Genomic DNA, 18,351 nt, shown 5'->3' with positions numbered 1-18,351 from the left:
CCCACGATCCGTTATAGACTGTGACGCTCGGGAGCTTCGGCTGCCGAGGTGGTAACTCAACAGTGTGACAACGGCCGCTCCATCACGGAGTTCCTGGGGCTGATCGGTTTCGACAGCGCCTGCGAACCCGCGAGAAGCGGGCCGAGGATGTGGGGTTATCTCGTAAACGCTCCCTGCAAAACAATAAGTGCCAATGCTAAGCGCACTGACTTCGCCCTCGCTGCGTAAGCGAGCCCGATAGTCCGTCAGGCCGTGTGCGACCCCGCCACGGAATCTGGCGTCATTTAGGGGTCTTGCTGTGTGACGGCGTCTGGACGTCACGCGGGACTTTTCCCAGGCTGGGCTTGTCGACTTAGGTGTCTGTGACAAAGGTCGGAGCCGAGTAGAACGTCTGCACAGACTGCGCCCGGAGAAAACGCGGAGACCCAGCGTTGGACGGGGGTTCGATTCCCCCCAGCTCCACGAGCCGTTGTCATATGAAGAAGTCCCCATCTTCGCCCGTTTCGGCGAGGGTGGGGACTTTTTCGTGTGCGCTCAGCCCGCCGCGCGCGTGTGGATGTCGCTCTCACCCGAGACACCGTTGAGCTCGAGGTAGACGCGCCCCTCGGTGCGGGTCAGCGTCGCCGTGTTGCGCCGCTCGATGGCATCCGCGAGCTTCTCGACGAAACCGGGCTCGAAACTGTGCAGCAGCACCTCGTCGGCGCGGTGGATGCGCTTGCCCGCCCAGGGCGCGGCGACCTTCTCGGGGTCGCGGTGCGTGTACACGGCGACCCGTTCGGCTTTCATGCTGCCGGCGTGGAGGCGAGCGGCATCCGGGGCTCCCACCTCGACCCAGGCGACGAGCGCGCCGGTGAGATCGCGGACCATCACGGCGGGCTCGTCGGTGGCGGCGACGCCCTCGCTGAAGCCGATGCCCTCCTCGTACTCGAGGCAGTACGCCAGCACGCGCGTCAGCATGTACGGAGCCGTCTCGGAGGGATGCCGCGCGACGCGCAGCGGCAATTCGTCATAGACGCCGCGGTCAACGTCTGAGAGCTGCACCGTGAAGGTGTGAATGGTCGAGCCGATAGCCACGAGGATCGAGCCTACGCGGTCGGACCCGTGTCAACGGATCGGAGGACGCCCGTGCGTCCCCGTGAACCAGCTAGCGTCGAGGAATGCCCGACCCGCGTACTACCCGCATCGACATCGGTCCGTTCCACCTCGAACCGGTGCCGGACTCGGCGCGGTGGCGGGCCGGCGCGCGCGATGAGGGCGCTCCGGTCGAGGGCGGGTGGAGCGACTGGGTCGCTCTCGCGCACCGCGTGCTGCGCGCCGACGAGCTGTGGCGGGGCCTCGAAGCGCGCGGAGACGCGTGGGACGAAGGGTTCGCGGCGGCGACGGACACCACCGCGGTGAATCCGTACCGGTAGGCCCGCCCTACTGCGGGGTCTCGACGAGGAGCAGGCTCTGGCGGGTGTCGGCGAACTTCACCCAGCCGTCGCCGAACAGGTAGGTCAGGCCGTAGCCGTCGGCTCCACGACCGCCGAGCCAGTCGGGATTCTCGGTGACGTAATCGCCGGTGGCGTCGCGCTCGAGCTTCCAGCCCGAGGCGACGAGGTCTTTCTCGGCCTGCTGGGCAGTCGCGTCGTCGATGGGCGCCCAGCCGAAGATCTGCACGCGGTCGGAGGCGACCTTCGCGTCGCCCCACTTGCACTGGATGCCGTCATCGAGGGTGGTCGCACCGATGCGGAACGGCTCTTCCTGGGAGGTCCACCCGAGGCTCTTGAAGTCGTCGACGGTGGACGTCGGGATGATGTTCTCGCAGGTCGGATCGATGGGATCCGTCGTCGGGGTCGAACTGGCGGCGGCGTCCGGCGTGGGCGCATCGCTCGCCGTGGCGCTGGCGGCGACGCTGGGGGCGGTCTCGGGCATCGAGGTGCAGCTGGCGAGTGTAAGAGCCGCGAGAAGCCCGGCGGCGGCGAGAAGCGGCGAGCGTGAGCGGTTCATCGCGCGTCATCCTCATGCAGCAGGGCGAAGAAGTCGTCGTGCAAGAGGCCGTTCGTCGCGAGCGAGGATCCGGCGTCAAGGCGATCGGTGCCGTCGAACGCGGTGAAGCGTCCGCCGGCCTCGCGGACGATGGGGGCGATCGCGGCGATGTCGTACTCCTTCACGTCGAACTCGGCGACGAGCTCGAGGCGGCCCTCGGCGAGCCACATGTAGGGGAGGGCGTCACCGTACGCGCGGTCGCGCCACACCGCCCGAGCGAGCTTCTCGAGGGTGGGGACGAGATCGACGTCGTCCCACTGCTCGATGCTCTGGAAGCTGATGCTGGATGCCGAGATCTCATCGATCGCGGACACCGAGATGCGTCGGGTGTCGCCGGCGGCGGTGGTGGTCCACGCGCCGTGTCCGGTGGCGGCCCACCAGCGTCGGCCGATGGCGGGTTGGCTGACGACCCCGACCCGGGGGACGCCGTCCACCGTCAGCGCGATGAGGGTCGCCCACACCGGGATTCCCCGCATGTAGTTGTGGGTGCCGTCGATCGGGTCGATCACCCAGCGCCGGGATGTGTCGCCCGAGGTTCCGTACTCCTCACCGAGGACGGAGTCGCCGGGGCGCTCGGCATCCAGGATCTGTCGGATCGCGCGCTCGGTGGCGAGGTCGGCCTCGGTGACGTGCGTGCGGTCGGGCTTCGTGTCGATCCGGAGGTCGGGGGAGTCGAAGCGCTCCATGGCGACCGCGTCGGCGGCGTCGGCCAGACGAAGGGCGAGCGCGAGATCGTCGGTCAGGTCCGCGAGGGGCGCGGCGGGCTCTTCGATAGGAGACACGGGTCAAGGATAACCGGCGTACCTGGCTCGATTTGGTGTGCTCGAGTCACGCCTGGTAGTGTCATTCCTCGGCGCGGAGAGCGAAACTCCGGCCGAACGGAACGCACCTCTAGCTCAATCGGCAGAGCAACTGACTCTTAATCAGTGGGTTCTGGGTTCAAGTCCCAGGGGGTGCACCAAGAAACCGCCTCACACCAGGCATCACTGGTGTGGGGCGGTTTGTCGTTTCGCCCATGCAAGATTACTTGCGGAGCGAGCGGTCGAATCGAGTCGGCCAGGCGAGCGCTGCACTCCTGATGATGACTACCCAGCCCAGGAAGAACGCGGCCAATCCTCCGACGAGCGCGAGCGCGGGCCAGAAGAAGTCATAGGCCGGAATCGGCTTCGGAGATGCTTCGCCGAAGATCGGCACGTAGCTGAACCATGCCCCGAACACCTGGACACCCATGCCGATGATCTGAGACCCCTTGACCACGGTAAGCACCATGCCACCCACGAGGAGGGCTGCGCCGCCGACCAGGAGGCCGGTGATAGCCATGCCGCGCTGCCCAGCCTTCATGTGTCCCCCAATGCAATCGCGTGCCGCGATTGTGGCACGCGCCGCATGCGTTACCGCGTACGCGACGTGCGAAGAGCGGTGAAGACTGCGTCGCGACCCTCGCGCCTGAGTTCTCGGCGGGGGTCGCCCCCTTGGCACGCGCGCATGCGTCAGGCGGCGCGTTGCTCGGTCCGTGCATCGATGAGCGCGATCTCGTGCGGCTGCCATCCGTACTCGTAGATCAGATACGTCGTGAGCGTCTGCAGCGGTGACTGGAGGGTCGTGGAAATGCCGTGGCGCGCATTTCGTGCCTCGGGGTCTCGGTGGCGGACGGCGATCTGAAGGTCGGACACGAGTTCTCGGGCGCGCAGGATCCCGTAGGCGTCGACGACGAGACGCCAATCCGCGATGGTCAAGGTCGTCCACGCTCGCGAGGCCGCTGTGGCGTCGCGAGCGACGGGGAGGAAAAGCAGAAGAATGGCGGCGGCGACGCCGGCGTTGGCGAGGAGCGCCGCAGCCAAGGTGCTCACGCCGAACGGCGCGGCGCCGAAGACGGCGTCCGGCCCGTTGGTCAGATAAGCCAGCGCGCGCGTCGCGCAGTGGAGGGCGTAGAAGACCGTTGCGACGGCGACGACGATGCGGGGTGGCCGGGGTAACGCCCTGTTGCGCAGTGCCAGTGTCGCGCAGGCGCCGCAGGCGAGGGCGAGCGTGCAGAGCAGCACGATGCGCGCTGCGTCGGGTGGAAGCAACACCGAACTCGTGGCGACCGTCAGCCCCGCGAGGAGTGTTGCGCCCGCTGCGGAGCGTGCGAGACGCTCCCGCGTCATGGTCATCGCGACGCACATGAGGCCGATGGACAGAACGAACGTGGTGTCAGCGGGGAAGCTGGCAGCGACGACGTTCACATCGCGGTCTCCGATGAGACGCATGAGGGCCGACCCGACGGAGAGCGCCGCGGCCGCGGCCGCGATTCTCAACGCGGCGGCGCGGGGATCCAGGGGGCGGGGTCGGGCGAAGGAGTACGCAGCGACGACGATGGCGACAGCGACAGAGACGATGACGATCCCCACCGACGACAGCAGCATGATTCCCCGTGACCCCCGGCTCGGAACGCTACTGGGGGATCCCGCGCCTTTCAAATCGCGCGCGGCTACCCCGCGCAATCCTCCTGCGCCGGGTCTGTGCGCCCGGCAGGATGGATCGACGCGCCGCACGCGGCGCACGACGGACCCGGGAGGTTTCGATGGCCGATGACGAGATGTGGGATGTCACCGACATCCAGGGGACCCCGACAGGGACGTTGCACCGACGCGGCGATGGTCCCGTGCCGGCGGGGTCGTTCCACGTCGTGGCATCCGTGTGCCTGGTGTCGTCGAGTGGGCGCGTGCTGATGAGCCTGCGGGCCGCGGGTAAGGACTACCCGTTGGCGTGGGAGTTCCCCGCCGGCAGCGCCCTGCGCGGAGAGACCAGTCGTACGGGCGCGGTGCGCGAGCTCGCCGAAGAGACCGGCATGGTGCGCTCTTCTGACGATCTCGTGCTCGTCGGACGCGTCGTGGAGGAGAGCGCTCTGTTCGACCTGTGGGTGGCTCGCATCGAGGGCGAGCCGGCGCCCGTGCCCGACCCGGAGGAGGTCCAGGATGCCGAGTGGGTCACCCTCGACGTCGTGCACCAGCGGTGGCAGGACGGTGTCTTCGCGACTCCGTGGAACGCCCGTTTCGATCAACTGTGGGAGACGCTGGAGCAACGGGTCGCAGAGATGCGCGACCGCGTCGACGGCGTCTGACACCGCAGCCGGCCGATCCCTTCACCCGGGACACCCACGAAGCATCCCCTCCGCGGCACACGTGCCTGGCGGAGGGGATGTCCGTGTGCGGGATGGGTCATCTCCGCACCTGCGGGGCGTGGCGCTTACGGCACCTGCACCAGGAGGTTCGGCGAGGTGAGGGCGTTGCTGATGCGGCCCGACACGGCATCGCCCAGGATCGTCGAGGTCACGTCCGCGGGAGACGCACCCGGCGACTGCTGGAGGACGAGCGCGGCGACACCCGCGACGTGCGGTGAAGCCATGGAGGTACCCGAGATGGTGTTGGTCGTTCCGTTCAGCCAGGTCGAGGTGATGTCGACTCCCGGAGCGAACAGATCGACGCAGCTGCCGAAGTTCGAGAACGACGCCCGGGCGTCGGTGCGCGAGCTGGCGGCGACCGTCAGCGCCGAGGCGGCGGAGGCCGGCGACGAGGTGCACGCGGGCAGGGAGTCGTTGCCCGCGGCGACGGCGACCGTGATGCCCCTGTCGGTCATGCGCTGGACGGCCTCGTTGGTCGCCGAGCTGTACGTGCCACCCAGGCTCATGTTCGCCACGGCCGGTCGTGCGGCGTTGCTCGCGACCCAGTCCATGCCGGCGATGACGCCCGACGTCGATCCGGAACCGTCGCACCCGAGGACGCGTACCGCGACGAGGTCGACGTCGGTCGCGACCCCCCAGGTCTCGCTGCCGACGGTACCGGCGACGTGCGTGCCGTGGCCGTTGCAGTCGTCCGTGCCGCGCCCGTCGGAGATCGCGGTGTAACCCGGGGTCACTCGGCCCGTGAATTCGGGATCGGCCGGCACGATGCCTGTGTCGATGATGTACGCGGTCACTCCCGCGCCGGTGCCGTCCGGCGTATAGGAGTCGTCGAGCGGCAGGTCGGGCTGATCGATGCGATCGAGTCCCCAGGTGACCTGCGTCGTCATCACGGAGTCGCGCTCCACGCTCTCGATGAGGGGGCTCTGCGAGAGGAGTTCGGCTTGGGAGGGGCTCAGTGTGGCGACGAAGCCGCCGAGGGCGTCGAACGTCCGCGTCACCGCTCCGGCGGGAAGGAGCGCGCCCAGCCGTTGGGAGATGCGGTCGACGGCGGTGCCGCCCTCGAGCATGACGATGTAGTCGTCTTCCACTTCGGGTGCGGCCACCGCTGCCGGGGCGAGGCACAGAGCGGTGAGCGCTCCGGCGACGGTGACGACGGCGGATGCGATGGTCCGCCGGGATCGTGCACGGGTCGTCGATGACATGGGGATCCTCTCTCGCCCGACGTGGCGGGCTCGCTCGGCGCCGACCGGGGGAACGGCGCTGACTCCGGGGGAAGTCATGCACCGAAGGTAGGACGCGGGACGCCGGATCCGAGAGCTTCTCCGAGAGAATTTACGTTACCGAAACGGGACAGCCGTTTCGTTTTCGGTCGTCATGATCGTCCGCGCGTGGAAGTGACGGGAAGTCGGCCTGGCGCAACGGAGGGGCCGAACCCTCCGGTCCGGCCCCTCCGCGGCGGGTGTTGCTGCCTGAGCTCAGGCCGCGTCCCCGATGAGAACGGCGGCGCCCTCGTCGGCGGCATCCGCGTGCGTTCCGTCGACGTGCGCGAGCAGGCGCCGGCCGAACAGGATGCACGCGGCCGAGATCACCACCGACACCGCGGCCATCACGTAGGGCACCCCGGCGCCGTACGCGTGCCACAGCAGCGCTGCGAGCGGGGGAGCGACCGCACCGCCGAGGAAGCGCACGGCCGAGTATGCCGACGACGCCACGGAGCGGGGCAGGTCGGTGGCCTCCATGACGGCCTCGGTGAGCGCGGTGTTCACGACGCCGAGGACGAGACCGCCCACGATGATGCAGACGACCAGGGCCACGGCCGACGAGACGATGAACGCCGCGACGAGCAGGTCGAGAGCCAGCAGGGGGAGGGCGATCAATAGCACCGTCGTCAGACGGAGGCGGCGAAGCAGCAGGGGAGCGACCCACACGCTCGTGATCGCGAGGCCCAGGCCCCACCCGAAGAAGGTCAGGCCGATGCCCATCGCCCCGAACCCCAGCGGGAACGGCGAGAACGCCAGCAGGGTGAAGAAGCCGATGTTGTAAAACAGCGCGGTCGCGGCGAGGATCGCCAGCGCTGGACGACCCAGGGCGCGGAAGGGAGCGCTGAAGGGGAGGGGCTTCCGCTCGGGAGCGGGCCCGCGCAGCAGCGCGAGCACCGCGAGGAACGCGATCGCCATGAGCACCACCACGCCGAAGAACGGCCCGCGCCAGCTGACCTCGCCCAGGATGCCGCCGAGCAACGGCCCCACGGCGATACCGAGGCCCAGAGCGGCTTCGTAGAGGATGATCGCGGCCGAGCTGCCGCCGGACGCGGCTCCCACGATGGTCGCCAGCGCCGTGGAGATGAACAGGGCGTTGCCCAGACCCCATCCGGCGCGGAAGCCGATGACGGCGTCGACGCTCCCGCTGATGGCGCAGAAGAAGGCGAAGACGACGATCAGACCGAGACCCACCAGCAGGGTCGCCTTGGCGCCGATGCGGCTCGAGATCCAGCTCGTGACGAGCATCGCGAGACCGGTGACCACGAGGTAGCTGGTGAACAGCAGCTCGGTCTCGACCGGAGACGCCTTCAGGGCGTCGGCGATCGCGGGAAGGATCGGGTCGACCAGGCCGATGCCCATGAAGGCGACGACGCACGCGAAGGCGACCGCCCACACCTGCGCCGGCTGTTTCCAGACGCTGGGCGCCTTGCTGACTGCTGCGGTACCGGCGCTCACCGGACCACCTCCTCTTCTCGTGCGGCGCCCACGAGGGCTCCGCGATCTTCGGTCGTGTCGGCGTCGTCTTCGTCGTCGGGGGTTTCGTCGTGACCCGTGGCGGTCGGCACCATCCCCACGCGCCGTGACAGCGCGCTGGCGGTGAGGCTCACGGCATCCCATTCGCTGTCCGAGAGGTCGGCGACGTGGGGCGCGAGGGCGGCGCGGAACTGCTCGTACCAGCCGTCCAGCGCAGTGAGGCCCTCCGGGGTCGCGGCGATGACGCTCACCCGCGAGTCCTCGGGGTGCCGTCGTCGCTCGACGAGGCCGGCCGCGTCCAGCTGGTGGACGAGGCGGGTCATGCCGGGCTGCGTCACGCGACTGAGCCTGGCCAGATCTCCCAGGCGCTGCGGGCCGTGGTCCCGCAGCAGGGTCAGCGTGCGCCACTGCGCGGCGGGGGCCTCGGTCTGCGTGTCGAGAGCGGCGATCCGGGTGAGCGCGTGCACCGCGAGCAGCAGGGTCTGCAGGTCGTCGTCACGGGTCATGCATAGAAGTATACCCCCGGTATATACCTGGGGTATCTATCGGTGGCGAGTCAGCGTGATGAGATCCGCGACGACAACTGATGCGCGTGCGCAAGCAGGGTCCGACCCAGCTCCGCGAGGCGCTCGCCGCCGAACCGGAAGTCGACTCCCGTCAGGCTGAGCGCCCACTGCGGGTCTCCCGACCGGGTGAAGACGGCCGCGCCCAGTCCCCAGCTGCCCTCCACGATCAGCCCCGGATTGACCGCGTACCCACGGGCCTGCGTGTCGCGGATCCTCGTGCGCAGGCGCTCGGGGGAGTGCGACGCCCCCCACTTCGCGGGCAGTTCCGGATGCCGCTCCAGGTAGGCGTCCACATCGTGCGGGGGCAGGAACGCCAGGATCGCCAACCCCGCCGAGGCCACTCCGAGCGGGAACCGCACCCCCTCCGACAGGACGAACGAGCGGATGGGGAAGCTCCCGTCCTCGCGAACTAAGCAGACGGTCTCGTCTCCACGTCGCACCGAAAGGAACGCGCTCTCTTCCGTCCGCACGGCGAGCGAGCGCACGATGTCGCGAGCGGTCGAGGTGATGTCGAACCGGGATGCCGCGACATTCCCCATCAGGTACAGCTCGGGTCCCGGGAGCCAGCGCCCCGTCGTTTCGTCGCGGTCCACGAGCCCCTCGGCGCGCAACGCGCTCAGCAGGCGATGCGCGGTCGGCCGGGTCAGGTCGGCACCGCGGGCGAGATCGCCCACGGTGGCTCCGTCGTGGCCGGCGGCCGTGACGAGCCGCAGGAGCCGCGCCGCTCGCGAGATCGCCTGTGCGCCGGGCACGGAACGGGAATCGCTGTCCACGATGTGGACGCTACGCCGCACGCCATCCACATGACAAGCACCGGGTCGCTCGCACGGCGGTCGGAGAGCCACGGTGAAGAGACACCCGATCGAAGGAGTTCGCGTGATCGACAAGACCGTCGCCACCGCCGTCGAGGCGGTCGCCGACATCCCCGACGGGGCCTCGCTGGCCGTCGGCGGGTTCGGATTGTCCGGCAACCCCATCGCCCTCATCGAAGCGTTGCTCGCGCAGGGCACGCGCGACCTCTCGGTCGTGTCCAACAACTGCGGCGTCGACGACTGGGGGCTCGGGATCCTGCTGGGCGCCGGGCGCATCCGCAAGATGACCTCGTCGTACGTGGGCGAGAACAGGGAGTTCGAGCGCCGGTTCCTCTCCGGAGAACTCGAGCTCGAGCTCACCCCGCAGGGCACGCTCGCCGAGAAGCTGCGCGCCGGCGGCTCCGGGATCGCGGCTTTCTACACGCAGACCGGGGTGGGTACGCAGGTGGCCGACGGCGGGCTACCGCAGCGGTACGACGGGTCGGGAGGCATCGCCGTGGCGTCCCCGGCCAAGGACGTCCGCGTCTTCGACGTGGACGGCGAGCCCCGTGAATTCGTGATGGAAGAGGCCCTCACCACCGACTTCTCGCTCGTGCACGCGTGGAAGGGCGATCGCCACGGCAACCTCGTCTTCCGCAAAGCCGCGCGCAGCTTTAACCCCCTCGCCGCGATGGCGGGACGCACCTGCATCGTTCAGGTCGAGCACCTCGTCGAGCCCGGCGAGATCGACCCGGATGCCGTCCACCTCCCCGGCGTCTACGTCCACCGCATCGTGGAGGTCGGCGAGATCGAGAAGCGCATCGAGAAGCGCACGGTGCGCGAGGGGAACCACTGACCATGCCTCTGACCCGCACCGAGATGGCGGCCCGCGCCGCCCGCGAACTCGCCGACGGCTCGTACGTGAACCTCGGCATCGGCCTGCCCACCCTCGTGCCCAATCACGTCCCCGATGGCGTCACCGTCGTTCTGCAGTCCGAGAACGGCATCCTGGGCGTCGGGCCGTACCCGAGCGAGGACGCGGTCGACGCCGACCTCATCAACGCCGGTAAAGAGACCGTCACGACCCTGCCCGGTGCGGCCTTCTTCGACTCGGCGCTGAGCTTCGGCATGATCCGCGCCGGCAAGATCGACGCCGCCATCCTCGGGGCGATGCAGGTGTCGGCATCCGGAGATCTGGCGAACTGGATGATCCCCGGAAAGATGGTCAAGGGCCCGGGCGGGGCGATGGACCTCGTCCACGGCGCCGCGCGCGTGATCGTGCTGATGGAGCACGTCGCCCGGGACGGCTCGCCCAAGATTGTGCAGGCCTGTTCGCTGCCGCTCACCGGTCGCGGCGTCGTCGATCGCCTCATCACCGACCTCGCCGTCCTCGACGTGACGGAGGATGGACTCGTGCTCGTCGAGCTCGCCCCCGGGGTGAGCGTCGACGAGGTGCGGGCGGCCACCGAGCCCCCGCTGACCGTGAGACTCACCGAGGAGATCGCATGACCACCGAGAACGACGTCGTCATCGTCGCCGCGGCCCGCACCCCCCAGGGCCGCCTCAAGGGGCGGCTCGCCCCGCTCACCGCCGTGCAGCTCGGCGCCGCCGCCATCCGCGGAGCGCTCGAGCGCGGCGGCATCCCGGCCGAGACCGTCGATGCCGTGCTCGTCGGACAGGTCCTGCAGGCCGGGGCCGGACAGAACGCCGCGCGCCAGGCCGCGATCGCTGCCGGCATAGGGTGGGACGTCCACAGCGCCACGATCAACAAGGTCTGCCTGTCGGGCCTCACCGCGATCATCGACGCCGCGCGCATGCTGCGCCTCGGCGACGCCTCGGTCGTCGTCGCCGCGGGCATGGAGTCCATGACCCGTGCGCCCCACCTGCTGATGAACTCGCGCGACGGCTACGCGTACGGCTCCGTGGAGGTGCTCGACCACATGGCGTACGACGGCCTGACGGACGCGTACGACCGAGAGAGCATGGGCGCCTCGACCGAACGCGCGAATGCCCGGTACGAGGTCACCCGGGAAGCCCAGGATGCCGTGGCCGCCCGCTCCCACCAGCGCGCTGCCCGAGCGCAGGCCGAGGGCGTCTTTGACGCCGAGATCGTTCCGGTCGAGATCCCGCAGCGCAAGGGCGATCCGGTCGTCGTCACCGCCGACGAGGGGATCCGCGCCGATACCACCGTCGAGACCCTCGCGAAGCTGCGACCCGCTTTCGCGGAGGGCGGCTCGATCACCGCGGGAAACGCCTCGCAGATCTCCGACGGCGCCTCCGCGGTGGTCGTGACCACTCGCGCGGTGGCCGAGCAGCACGGGTGGGACGTGTTGGCCGTCGTGGGGGCCGCGGGCCAAGTCGCCGGTCCCGACAACTCCCTGCACGATCAGCCCGCCCGCGCGATCGCCCGGGCGCTCGAGAAGCAGGGCATCTCGGCACCCGACCTCGATCTCGTCGAGATCAACGAAGCCTTCGGCGCCGTCGTCGCCCGTTCGCAGGCCGAACTCGGGCTTTCCGACGACGTCGTCAATCCGCACGGCGGCGGCATCGCGATCGGTCACCCCATCGGAGCCTCGGGCAACCGCCTCGTCGTGCACGCCGTGCACGAGCTGGTGCGGCGGGGGAGCGGCACGGCCGCGGTGGCGCTCTGCGGCGGCGGCGGTCAGGGCGACGCGCTGATCCTGACCCGCTGACCTCTCGCGCACAGACGACGGACGGATGCCGCGACCGCGAGGTCCCGGCATCCGTCCGACGTTCTGTGGGTCAGCGCGCGAGGCGCTTCTTGAACAGCTTCTCCTGCTTCTTCGACACGGGGGAGTCGCCCGCGATCACGCGGCCGCGGCGTGCCCGACGCGTGTCGACGACGGCCCCGATCGCGAGGGCCAGCGTGATGCCCCAGCTGAGCCAGGCGAGAGCGGTGCGCCAGGTGAACGGCTCGTCGTTCTTGAGGCTCCGCAAGAGGGTGACGCCGCCGGTGATGGCGCTGAGAAGACCGGTTCCGAAGATGTACTGCCGCATGCGCCCAACCTATCGAGCGGCACGGCCGGGCGCGGCACCTTGACACGAGAGGCGTCGGCCGTCGGACCGCTCTATCGCATGGCGTCCACCCCCTCGACGGATCCGAGCGCGCTGTTAGCCTGAGGACGATCCCCGAGGAGGACCTGTGACCCAGGCCGATTTCGTCGTCGTCGCCAACCGACTGCCCGTCGATCGCACCCCCGACGGAGAGGGGTGGAGACGCTCACCCGGCGGTCTCGTCACCGCTCTCGAACCCGTGATGCGCCGCGCCGAGGGCGCCTGGGTGGGGTGGGCCGGACAAGCCGACGCCACCGTCGAGCCCTTCGACTTCGAGGGCACGCACCTCGTTCCGGTGACCCTGTCGGCCTCCGACGTGCAGCTGTACTACGAGGGCTTCTCGAACGACACCATCTGGCCGCTGTACCACGACGTCATCGCCGAGCCCACCTACAAGCGCGCTTGGTGGGACGCCTACGTCAAGGTCAACGAGCGCTTCGCGAAGGCGGCGGCCGACGTCACCGCCGAGGGCGGCATCGTCTGGGTGCAGGACTATCAGCTCCAGCTCGTCCCCAAACTGCTGCGCGAGCTGCGCCCCGACCTCACGATCGGGTACTTCCACCACATCCCCTTCCCCGCCTACGGCTTGTACTCGCAGCTCCCGTGGCGCCGGCAGGTGCTCGAAGGACTGCTGGGCGCCGACGTCATCGGCTTCCAGCGGGTCGCCGACGCGGGCAACTTCGCCCGGGCCGTCCGGCGGCAGCTGCGGTACGAGACCAAGGCCAGCGGCATCCTGGTCCCCGACGCGTCGGGCGGCACGCGCGTGGCCCTCGCGAAGGCGTTCCCGATCTCGATCGACGCCGACTCGTACATCGAACTCGCGCAAAAGCCCGAGATCCAGCAGCGCGCGAAAGAGATACGCGAGGGGCTCGGCAACCCGCGCAAGATCCTGCTCGGCGTCGACCGTCTCGACTACACCAAGGGCATCCGCCACCGTCTGAAGGCGTGGGGCGAGCTGCTCGAAGACGGCCGCGCCACGGTCGAGGACGCCACCCTCGTGCAGGTCGCGAGTCCCAGCCGCGAACGCGTCGACGCGTACGTCCAGCTGCGCGACGAGATCGAGATGACCGTCGGACGCATCAACGGCGACTACGACACCACGACGCACACCGCGATCCGCTACCTGCACCAGTCGTATCCGCGCGAAGAGATGGTGGCGCTGTTCCTCGCCGCCGATGTGATGCTCGTCACCGCCCTGCGCGACGGCATGAACCTCGTCGCCAAGGAGTACGTCGCCAGCCGCATCGACAACCGCGGAGTGCTCGTGCTCAGCGAGTTCGCGGGTGCGGCCGACGAGATGGGCAGCGCGCTGCTGATCAATCCGCACGACATCGACGGCCTGAAAGACCAGATCGTGCGGGCGATCGACATGCCCGCCGCCGAACAGGGTCGCCGCATGCGGGCCCTGCGCAAGCGCGTGCGCGACCACGACGTCGAGGACTGGTCGCGGGAGTTCCTCGAGGCTCTGTCGGTCTTCCACGAGAAGTCGTCGAGCGCCGCCGCGGCGGCCGAGGTCGGCGAGGGCGACGACGGCTCGACCCCCGAACGCGAGCCCATCGACGAGACGGATGCCGAATGACCGCCGCCGACGCGGCCATCGAGGCCGTCGCCACCACCGAGACGCTGCTGATCGCGCTGGACTTCGACGGCACCCTGTCGCCGCTCGTCGACGAGCCGATGTCGGCGCGGATGACGCCGGGTGCGCGGGCCGCGATCGACGCCTTGGCCGCGCTGCCGCGCACGGTCGTCGCTCTCGTGTCGGGCCGCTCGCTCGGGCACCTGCGCGAGATCTCCGAGCACGACGACGCCTCCCCGATCTGGCTCGCCGGCTCCCACGGCGCGCAGTTCTGGGTTCCCGGGGAGGGAATCCAGGCCGCCGGTGACGACGAGACCGACATCGCATTGCGCGACCGCCTGCAGAAAGAGGTCACGGACCGCACCGCCGACATGCACGGGGTCTGGATCGAGCCGAAGGAGTACGGCCTCGGCGTGCACACGCGCACCGCGGATGCCGGCACCGCCGACGCCGCGCGCTCGCTCGTCGATCAGCTGCTCGCCGACGAGGCGCCCTCGTGGCGTCGACGCACCGGACACGACATCCTGGAGTTCTCGTTCCGACACGAGGGCAAGGACTCGGCGGTCGCGCACCTGCGCGAGCGGGTGGGCGCCTCGGCCGTGCTGTTCGCCGGAGACGACGTCACCGACGAAGACGCCCTGAACTCGCTGAACGCCGGTGATCTCGGCGTGCGCGTCGGTGGGGGAGAGACCGCGGCGACGCTGCGTGTCGCGGACATCGACGCTTTCGTGGCGGTGCTGGAGGACGTCGCACGGCTGCGCCGCGCGCACATCCACTGAATCGACGCCGGATCGACCGGCCCTGTTCGCATCACGTCCTCGGCGCGCGCAATAGACTTCGACAATGCCCGCACCGCAGAATCCGAACACCGGCGAGTTCGACATCAAGCCCCGCAGTCGCGTCGTCACCGACGGCATCGAAGCCACCACCTCCCGCGGAATGCTCCGCGCGGTCGGCATGGGCGACGAGGACTGGGACAAGCCCCAGATCGGCATCGCGTCGAGCTGGAACGAGATCACCCCCTGCAACCTCAGCCTCGACCGCCTCGCGCAGGGCGCGAAAGAGGGCGTGCACGCCGGCGGCGGCTACCCGCTCCAGTTCGGCACCATCTCCGTCTCCGACGGCATCTCGATGGGCCACGAGGGCATGCACTTCTCGCTCGTCTCGCGCGAGGTCATCGCCGACAGCGTCGAGACCGTCATGATGGCCGAGCGCCTCGACGGTTCGGTGCTGCTCGCGGGCTGCGACAAGTCGATCCCGGGCATGCTCATGGCATCCGCCCGACTCGACCTCTCGAGCGTCTTCCTCTACGCGGGCTCGATCGCACCGGGCTGGGTCAAGCTCAGCGACGGCACCGAGAAGGACGTCACGATCATCGACTCGTTCGAGGCCGTCGGCGCGTGCCTCGCCGGCAAGATGAGCGAGGCCGACCTCAAGCGCATCGAGTGCGCGATCGCCCCCGGCGAGGGAGCCTGCGGTGGCATGTACACCGCGAACACGATGGCGTCCGTCGCCGAGGCCCTGGGTCTCAGCCTCCCGGGCTCTGCCGCCCCGCCGTCGGCCGACCGCCGCCGCGACTACTTCGCCCACCGTTCGGGCGAGGCCGTGGTCAACCTGCTGCGTCAGGGCATCACCACGCGAGACATCCTCACCAAAGAGGCGTTCGAGAACGCCATCGCTCTCGCCATGGCGCTCGGCGGCTCGACCAACGTCGTGCTGCACCTGCTCGCCATCGCGAACGAGGCCGAGGTCGAGCTGAACCTCCACGACTTCAACCGCATCGGTGACCGCACGCCGCACGTGGCCGACATGAAGCCCTTCGGCCAGTACGTCATGAACGACGTCGACCGTCACGGCGGCATCCCCGTCATCATGAAGGCGATGCTCGACGAGGGCCTGCTGCACGGCGACGCGCTCACCGTCACGGGCAAGACGCTCGCCGAGAACCTCGCCGACCTGAACCCCGACCCGGTCGACGGCAAGGTCATCCACTCGTTCGACGACCCGATCCACGCCACCGGCGGCATCACGATCCTCCACGGTTCGATGGCCCCCGAGGGTGCCGTCGTGAAGTCGGCCGGCTTCGACGGCAACGTCTTCGAGGGTCCCGCGCGCGTTTTCGAGCGCGAGCGCGGCGCCATGGACGCCCTCGAGGCGGGCGAGATCACCGCCGGTGATGTCGTGGTCATCCGTTACGAGGGTCCCAAGGGCGGCCCCGGCATGCGCGAGATGCTCGCGATCACCGCCGCCATCAAGGGCGCCGGGCTCGGAAAAGATGTACTACTGTTGACGGACGGACGATTCTCAGGCGGCACAACCGGCCTGTGCATCGGCCACATAGCTCCCGAAGCGGTGGACGCAGGTCCTATCGCCTTCGTGCGCGATGGTGATCTGATACGGGTCGATATCGCCGCTCGCACTCTCGACTTGATCGTCGATGACGCCGAGCTGAGTTCCCGCCGCGAAGGCTGGGAACCGCTTCCCCCGCGCTATACCCGTGGCGTTCTGGCCAAGTACTCCAAGCTCGTGCACTCCGCCGCGGAGGGCGCTGTCACGGGCTGACGGCCGTCCCCCTTCTCACCTTCTCCCGGTTCTCGAGGTACTCCCATGTCCATCGATTCCCCTACGGCGGCCGTGCCCCGGCCGCCCGCCCGCACCGCTCCGGCGCCCGTGATGACGGGAGCGCAGGCGGTCGTCCGCTCGCTCGACCTGCTCGGCGTCACCGACGTGTTCGGTCTGCCGGGCGGCGCGATCATGCCCGTCTACGACCCGCTCATGGATGACAAGCACGTGCGCCACATCCTCGTGCGCCACGAGCAGGGCGCCGGCCACGCGGCCGAGGGCTACGCCGCGGCATCCGGAAAGGTCGGTGTTGCGATCGCGACATCCGGCCCCGGCGCGACGAACCTCGTCACCGCGATCGCCGACGCCTACATGGACTCGGTCCCGCTCGTCTGCATCACCGGCCAGGTCTTCTCGACCCTCATGGGGACGGACGCCTTCCAGGAGGCCGACATCGTGGGCATCACGATGCCGATCACGAAGCACTCGTTCCTGGTGAAGTCGGCCGACGAGATCCCCGGCGCGATCGCCGCGGCGTTCGAGATCGCCTCGACCGGCCGTCCCGGCCCCGTGCTCGTCGACATCACCAAGGACGCGCAGCAGGCCGAGGCGCCGTTCGTGTGGCCGCCCAAGGTCGACCTGCCCGGGTATCGACCGGTCACCAAGGCGCACGGCAAGCAGATCCAGGCCGCGGCCCAGTTGCTCGCCACCGCCAAGAAGCCCGTGCTGTACGTGGGTGGAGGCACGATCCGCTCGAACGCGTCCGCCGAGCTCAAGGTGCTCGCCGAGGCCACCGGTGCGCCGGTCGTCACGACGCTCATGGCGCGCGGCGCGTTCCCCGACTCGCACGAGCAGCACCTCGGCATGCCGGGAATGCACGGCACCGTGCCCGCGGTCCTCGCCCTGCAGGAGAGCGACCTCATCGTCTCGCTCGGCGCCCGCTTCGACGACCGCGTGACCGGCAAGGCGGCCCTCTTCGCGCCGCACGCGCAGGTGGTGCACGTCGACATCGACCCCGCCGAGATCTCGAAGATCCGCACGGCCGACGTGCCGATCGTAGGCGACCTGCGCGAGGTCCTCGTCGACCTCGACGCCGCTTTCCGCGTCGCCGATGCCGAGCACCCGCACGACTACACCGAGTGGTGGACGTACCTGAACGGCCTCCGCGAGGAGTTCCCGCTCGGCTACACGCCCACGACCGACGGTCTGCTGTCGCCGCAGCACGTGATCCAGCGCATCGGCGAGATGACCGGTCCCGAGGGCGTCTACGCCTCGGGCGTCGGTCAGCACCAGATGTGGGCGGCGCAGTTCATCAAGTATGAGCGTCCGAACGCGTGGCTGAACTCCGGCGGCGCCGGCACGATGGGCTACGCGGTCCCCGCGGCCATGGGTGCCAAGGTCGCCCAGCCCGAGCGCGCCGTGTGGGCGATCGACGGCGACGGCTGCTTCCAGATGACGAACCAGGAGCTCGCGACCTGCGTCATCAACGACATCCCGATCAAGGTCGCGATCATCAACAACTCCTCGCTCGGCATGGTGCGTCAGTGGCAGACGTTGTTCTTCGACGGCCGCCACTCGAACACCGACCTGAACACGGGACACGGCACGCGCCGCATCCCCGACTTCGTCAAGCTGGCCGAGGCCTACGGATGCCTGGCGATCCGCGTCGAGAAAGAAGACGAGATCGACGCGGCCATCCAGCTTGCTCTCGACACGAACGACCGTCCGGTCGTCATCGACTTCGTCGTGAGTGCCGACGCGATGGTGTGGCCCATGGTCCCGCAGGGCGTCAGCAACAGCTACGTCCAGTACGCGCGCGACCACTCGCCCGCTTTCAACGAACAGGAGGACTGAG

At 69.3% G+C, this 18,351-nt stretch carries 19 protein-coding genes, 1 tRNA gene and 1 other RNA gene; 11 read left to right on the top strand and 10 right to left on the bottom strand.

Translation table 11 applies throughout. The features are described 5' to 3' along the window. Window positions 1-95 precede the first annotated feature (95 nt). Window positions 96-465, top strand: a transfer-messenger RNA (tmRNA) gene (gene ssrA, locus J2X55_RS10420). Between the two features lie 69 nt (window positions 466-534). On the opposite strand, the gene J2X55_RS10415 is transcribed toward ssrA, so the two are convergent. Then, entirely contained in the window at window positions 535-1,074 is a 540-nt protein-coding gene (locus J2X55_RS10415) for a YaeQ family protein (RefSeq protein WP_309823272.1), read from the bottom strand. Window positions 1,075-1,157: 83 nt separating this feature from the next. Between J2X55_RS10415 and J2X55_RS10410 the strand changes: the two genes are divergently transcribed. Further along, the gene (locus J2X55_RS10410) at window positions 1,158-1,412 is read left to right on the top strand and encodes a hypothetical protein (RefSeq protein WP_115917858.1); all 255 of its coding nucleotides are present in this window, start codon (window positions 1,158-1,160) and stop codon (window positions 1,410-1,412) included. A 7-nt stretch (window positions 1,413-1,419) separates the two neighbouring features. Here J2X55_RS10410 and J2X55_RS10405 read toward each other — a convergent pair whose 3' ends face one another. Both J2X55_RS10405 and J2X55_RS10400 read right to left on the bottom strand, forming a co-directional pair. Then, on the bottom strand, window positions 1,420-1,989 hold the full coding sequence (locus J2X55_RS10405; RefSeq protein WP_115917860.1) for a hypothetical protein: 570 nt from the start codon (window positions 1,987-1,989) through the stop codon (window positions 1,420-1,422). Continuing rightward, complete coding sequence (locus tag J2X55_RS10400; RefSeq protein WP_115917862.1) at window positions 1,986-2,810, bottom strand: inositol monophosphatase family protein; 825 nt, start codon at window positions 2,808-2,810, stop codon at window positions 1,986-1,988. Before J2X55_RS10400 ends, J2X55_RS10405 begins: the two co-directional genes overlap by 4 nt. 103 nt (window positions 2,811-2,913) lie before the next feature. On the opposite strand from J2X55_RS10400, the gene J2X55_RS10395 reads away from it, so the two are divergent. Then, a tRNA-Lys gene (locus J2X55_RS10395) sits at window positions 2,914-2,989 on the top strand. A gap of 62 nt (window positions 2,990-3,051) precedes the next feature. Here the strand turns inward: J2X55_RS10395 and J2X55_RS10390 are convergent. Both J2X55_RS10390 and J2X55_RS10385 read right to left on the bottom strand, forming a co-directional pair. Next, window positions 3,052-3,369 carry a hypothetical protein gene (locus J2X55_RS10390; protein ID WP_309823270.1) on the bottom strand — a complete coding sequence of 106 codons (318 nt, stop codon included), beginning with the start codon at window positions 3,367-3,369 and terminating at the stop codon, window positions 3,052-3,054. Between the two features lie 149 nt (window positions 3,370-3,518). Further along, complete coding sequence (locus J2X55_RS10385; RefSeq protein ID WP_115917866.1) at window positions 3,519-4,433, bottom strand: hypothetical protein; 915 nt, start codon at window positions 4,431-4,433, stop codon at window positions 3,519-3,521. A gap of 158 nt (window positions 4,434-4,591) precedes the next feature. Between J2X55_RS10385 and J2X55_RS10380 the strand changes: the two genes are divergently transcribed. After that, window positions 4,592-5,131 (top strand): NUDIX domain-containing protein, encoded by a 540-nt coding sequence (locus J2X55_RS10380; protein ID WP_181906447.1) that lies wholly within the window; start codon window positions 4,592-4,594, stop codon window positions 5,129-5,131. Between the two features lie 125 nt (window positions 5,132-5,256). Here the strand turns inward: J2X55_RS10380 and J2X55_RS10375 are convergent, their stop codons facing one another. From J2X55_RS10375 to J2X55_RS10360, 4 genes are all read right to left on the bottom strand, one after another. Continuing rightward, entirely contained in the window at window positions 5,257-6,393 is a 1,137-nt protein-coding gene (locus tag J2X55_RS10375) for a S8 family peptidase (protein ID WP_309823267.1), read from the bottom strand. 273 nt (window positions 6,394-6,666) lie between these two features. Then, the gene (locus tag J2X55_RS10370; protein ID WP_309823265.1) at window positions 6,667-7,908 is read right to left on the bottom strand and encodes an MFS transporter; all 1,242 of its coding nucleotides are present in this window, start codon (window positions 7,906-7,908) and stop codon (window positions 6,667-6,669) included. Beyond that, entirely contained in the window at window positions 7,905-8,432 is a 528-nt protein-coding gene (locus tag J2X55_RS10365; RefSeq protein ID WP_309823264.1) for a MarR family transcriptional regulator, read from the bottom strand. The genes J2X55_RS10370 and J2X55_RS10365 overlap by 4 nt, the downstream gene beginning before the upstream one ends. A gap of 50 nt (window positions 8,433-8,482) precedes the next feature. Further along, window positions 8,483-9,265: an IclR family transcriptional regulator gene (locus J2X55_RS10360; protein ID WP_309823263.1), complete on the bottom strand. Its 783-nt coding sequence runs from the start codon at window positions 9,263-9,265 to the stop codon at window positions 8,483-8,485. A gap of 103 nt (window positions 9,266-9,368) precedes the next feature. On the opposite strand from J2X55_RS10360, the gene J2X55_RS10355 reads away from it, so the two are divergent. The 3 genes from J2X55_RS10355 to J2X55_RS10345 are packed head-to-tail and all read left to right on the top strand — an operon-like array spanning window position 9,369 to window position 11,976. Continuing rightward, on the top strand, window positions 9,369-10,139 hold the full coding sequence (locus J2X55_RS10355; protein WP_309823261.1) for a CoA transferase subunit A: 771 nt from the start codon (window positions 9,369-9,371) through the stop codon (window positions 10,137-10,139). Between the two features lie 2 nt (window positions 10,140-10,141). Then, window positions 10,142-10,792, top strand: coding sequence for a CoA transferase subunit B (locus J2X55_RS10350; RefSeq protein WP_309823259.1), 651 nt, complete (start codon window positions 10,142-10,144; stop codon window positions 10,790-10,792). Next, window positions 10,789-11,976, top strand: coding sequence for an acetyl-CoA C-acetyltransferase (locus J2X55_RS10345; RefSeq protein ID WP_309823257.1), 1,188 nt, complete (start codon window positions 10,789-10,791; stop codon window positions 11,974-11,976). The genes J2X55_RS10350 and J2X55_RS10345 overlap by 4 nt, the downstream gene beginning before the upstream one ends. A gap of 70 nt (window positions 11,977-12,046) precedes the next feature. Here the strand turns inward: J2X55_RS10345 and J2X55_RS10340 are convergent, their stop codons facing one another. Next, entirely contained in the window at window positions 12,047-12,301 is a 255-nt protein-coding gene (locus J2X55_RS10340) for a hypothetical protein (protein WP_115917882.1), read from the bottom strand. Between the two features lie 145 nt (window positions 12,302-12,446). Here J2X55_RS10340 and J2X55_RS10335 point away from each other — a divergent pair, with 145 nt between their 5' ends. The 4 genes from J2X55_RS10335 (at window position 12,447) to J2X55_RS10320 (ending at window position 18,350) form a co-directional block, all read left to right on the top strand. Beyond that, complete coding sequence (locus tag J2X55_RS10335) at window positions 12,447-13,937, top strand: trehalose-6-phosphate synthase (RefSeq protein ID WP_309823256.1); 1,491 nt, start codon at window positions 12,447-12,449, stop codon at window positions 13,935-13,937. Continuing rightward, window positions 13,934-14,713, top strand: coding sequence for a trehalose-phosphatase (gene otsB, locus J2X55_RS10330; RefSeq protein ID WP_115917886.1), 780 nt, complete (start codon window positions 13,934-13,936; stop codon window positions 14,711-14,713). Before J2X55_RS10335 ends, otsB begins: the two co-directional genes overlap by 4 nt. A gap of 64 nt (window positions 14,714-14,777) precedes the next feature. Further along, the gene (gene ilvD, locus J2X55_RS10325; protein WP_115917888.1) at window positions 14,778-16,496 is read left to right on the top strand and encodes a dihydroxy-acid dehydratase; all 1,719 of its coding nucleotides are present in this window, start codon (window positions 14,778-14,780) and stop codon (window positions 16,494-16,496) included. 45 nt (window positions 16,497-16,541) lie between these two features. After that, complete coding sequence (locus tag J2X55_RS10320; RefSeq protein WP_309823254.1) at window positions 16,542-18,350, top strand: acetolactate synthase large subunit; 1,809 nt, start codon at window positions 16,542-16,544, stop codon at window positions 18,348-18,350. Window position 18,351 lies beyond the last annotated feature (1 nt).

The organism is Microbacterium sp. 1154 (assembly GCF_031455375.1).
Taxonomy (GTDB): Bacteria; Actinomycetota; Actinomycetes; order Actinomycetales; family Microbacteriaceae; genus Microbacterium.
The sequence above is the reverse complement of the archived record's forward strand: the minus strand, read 5'-3'. Positions and strand labels throughout refer to the sequence as shown.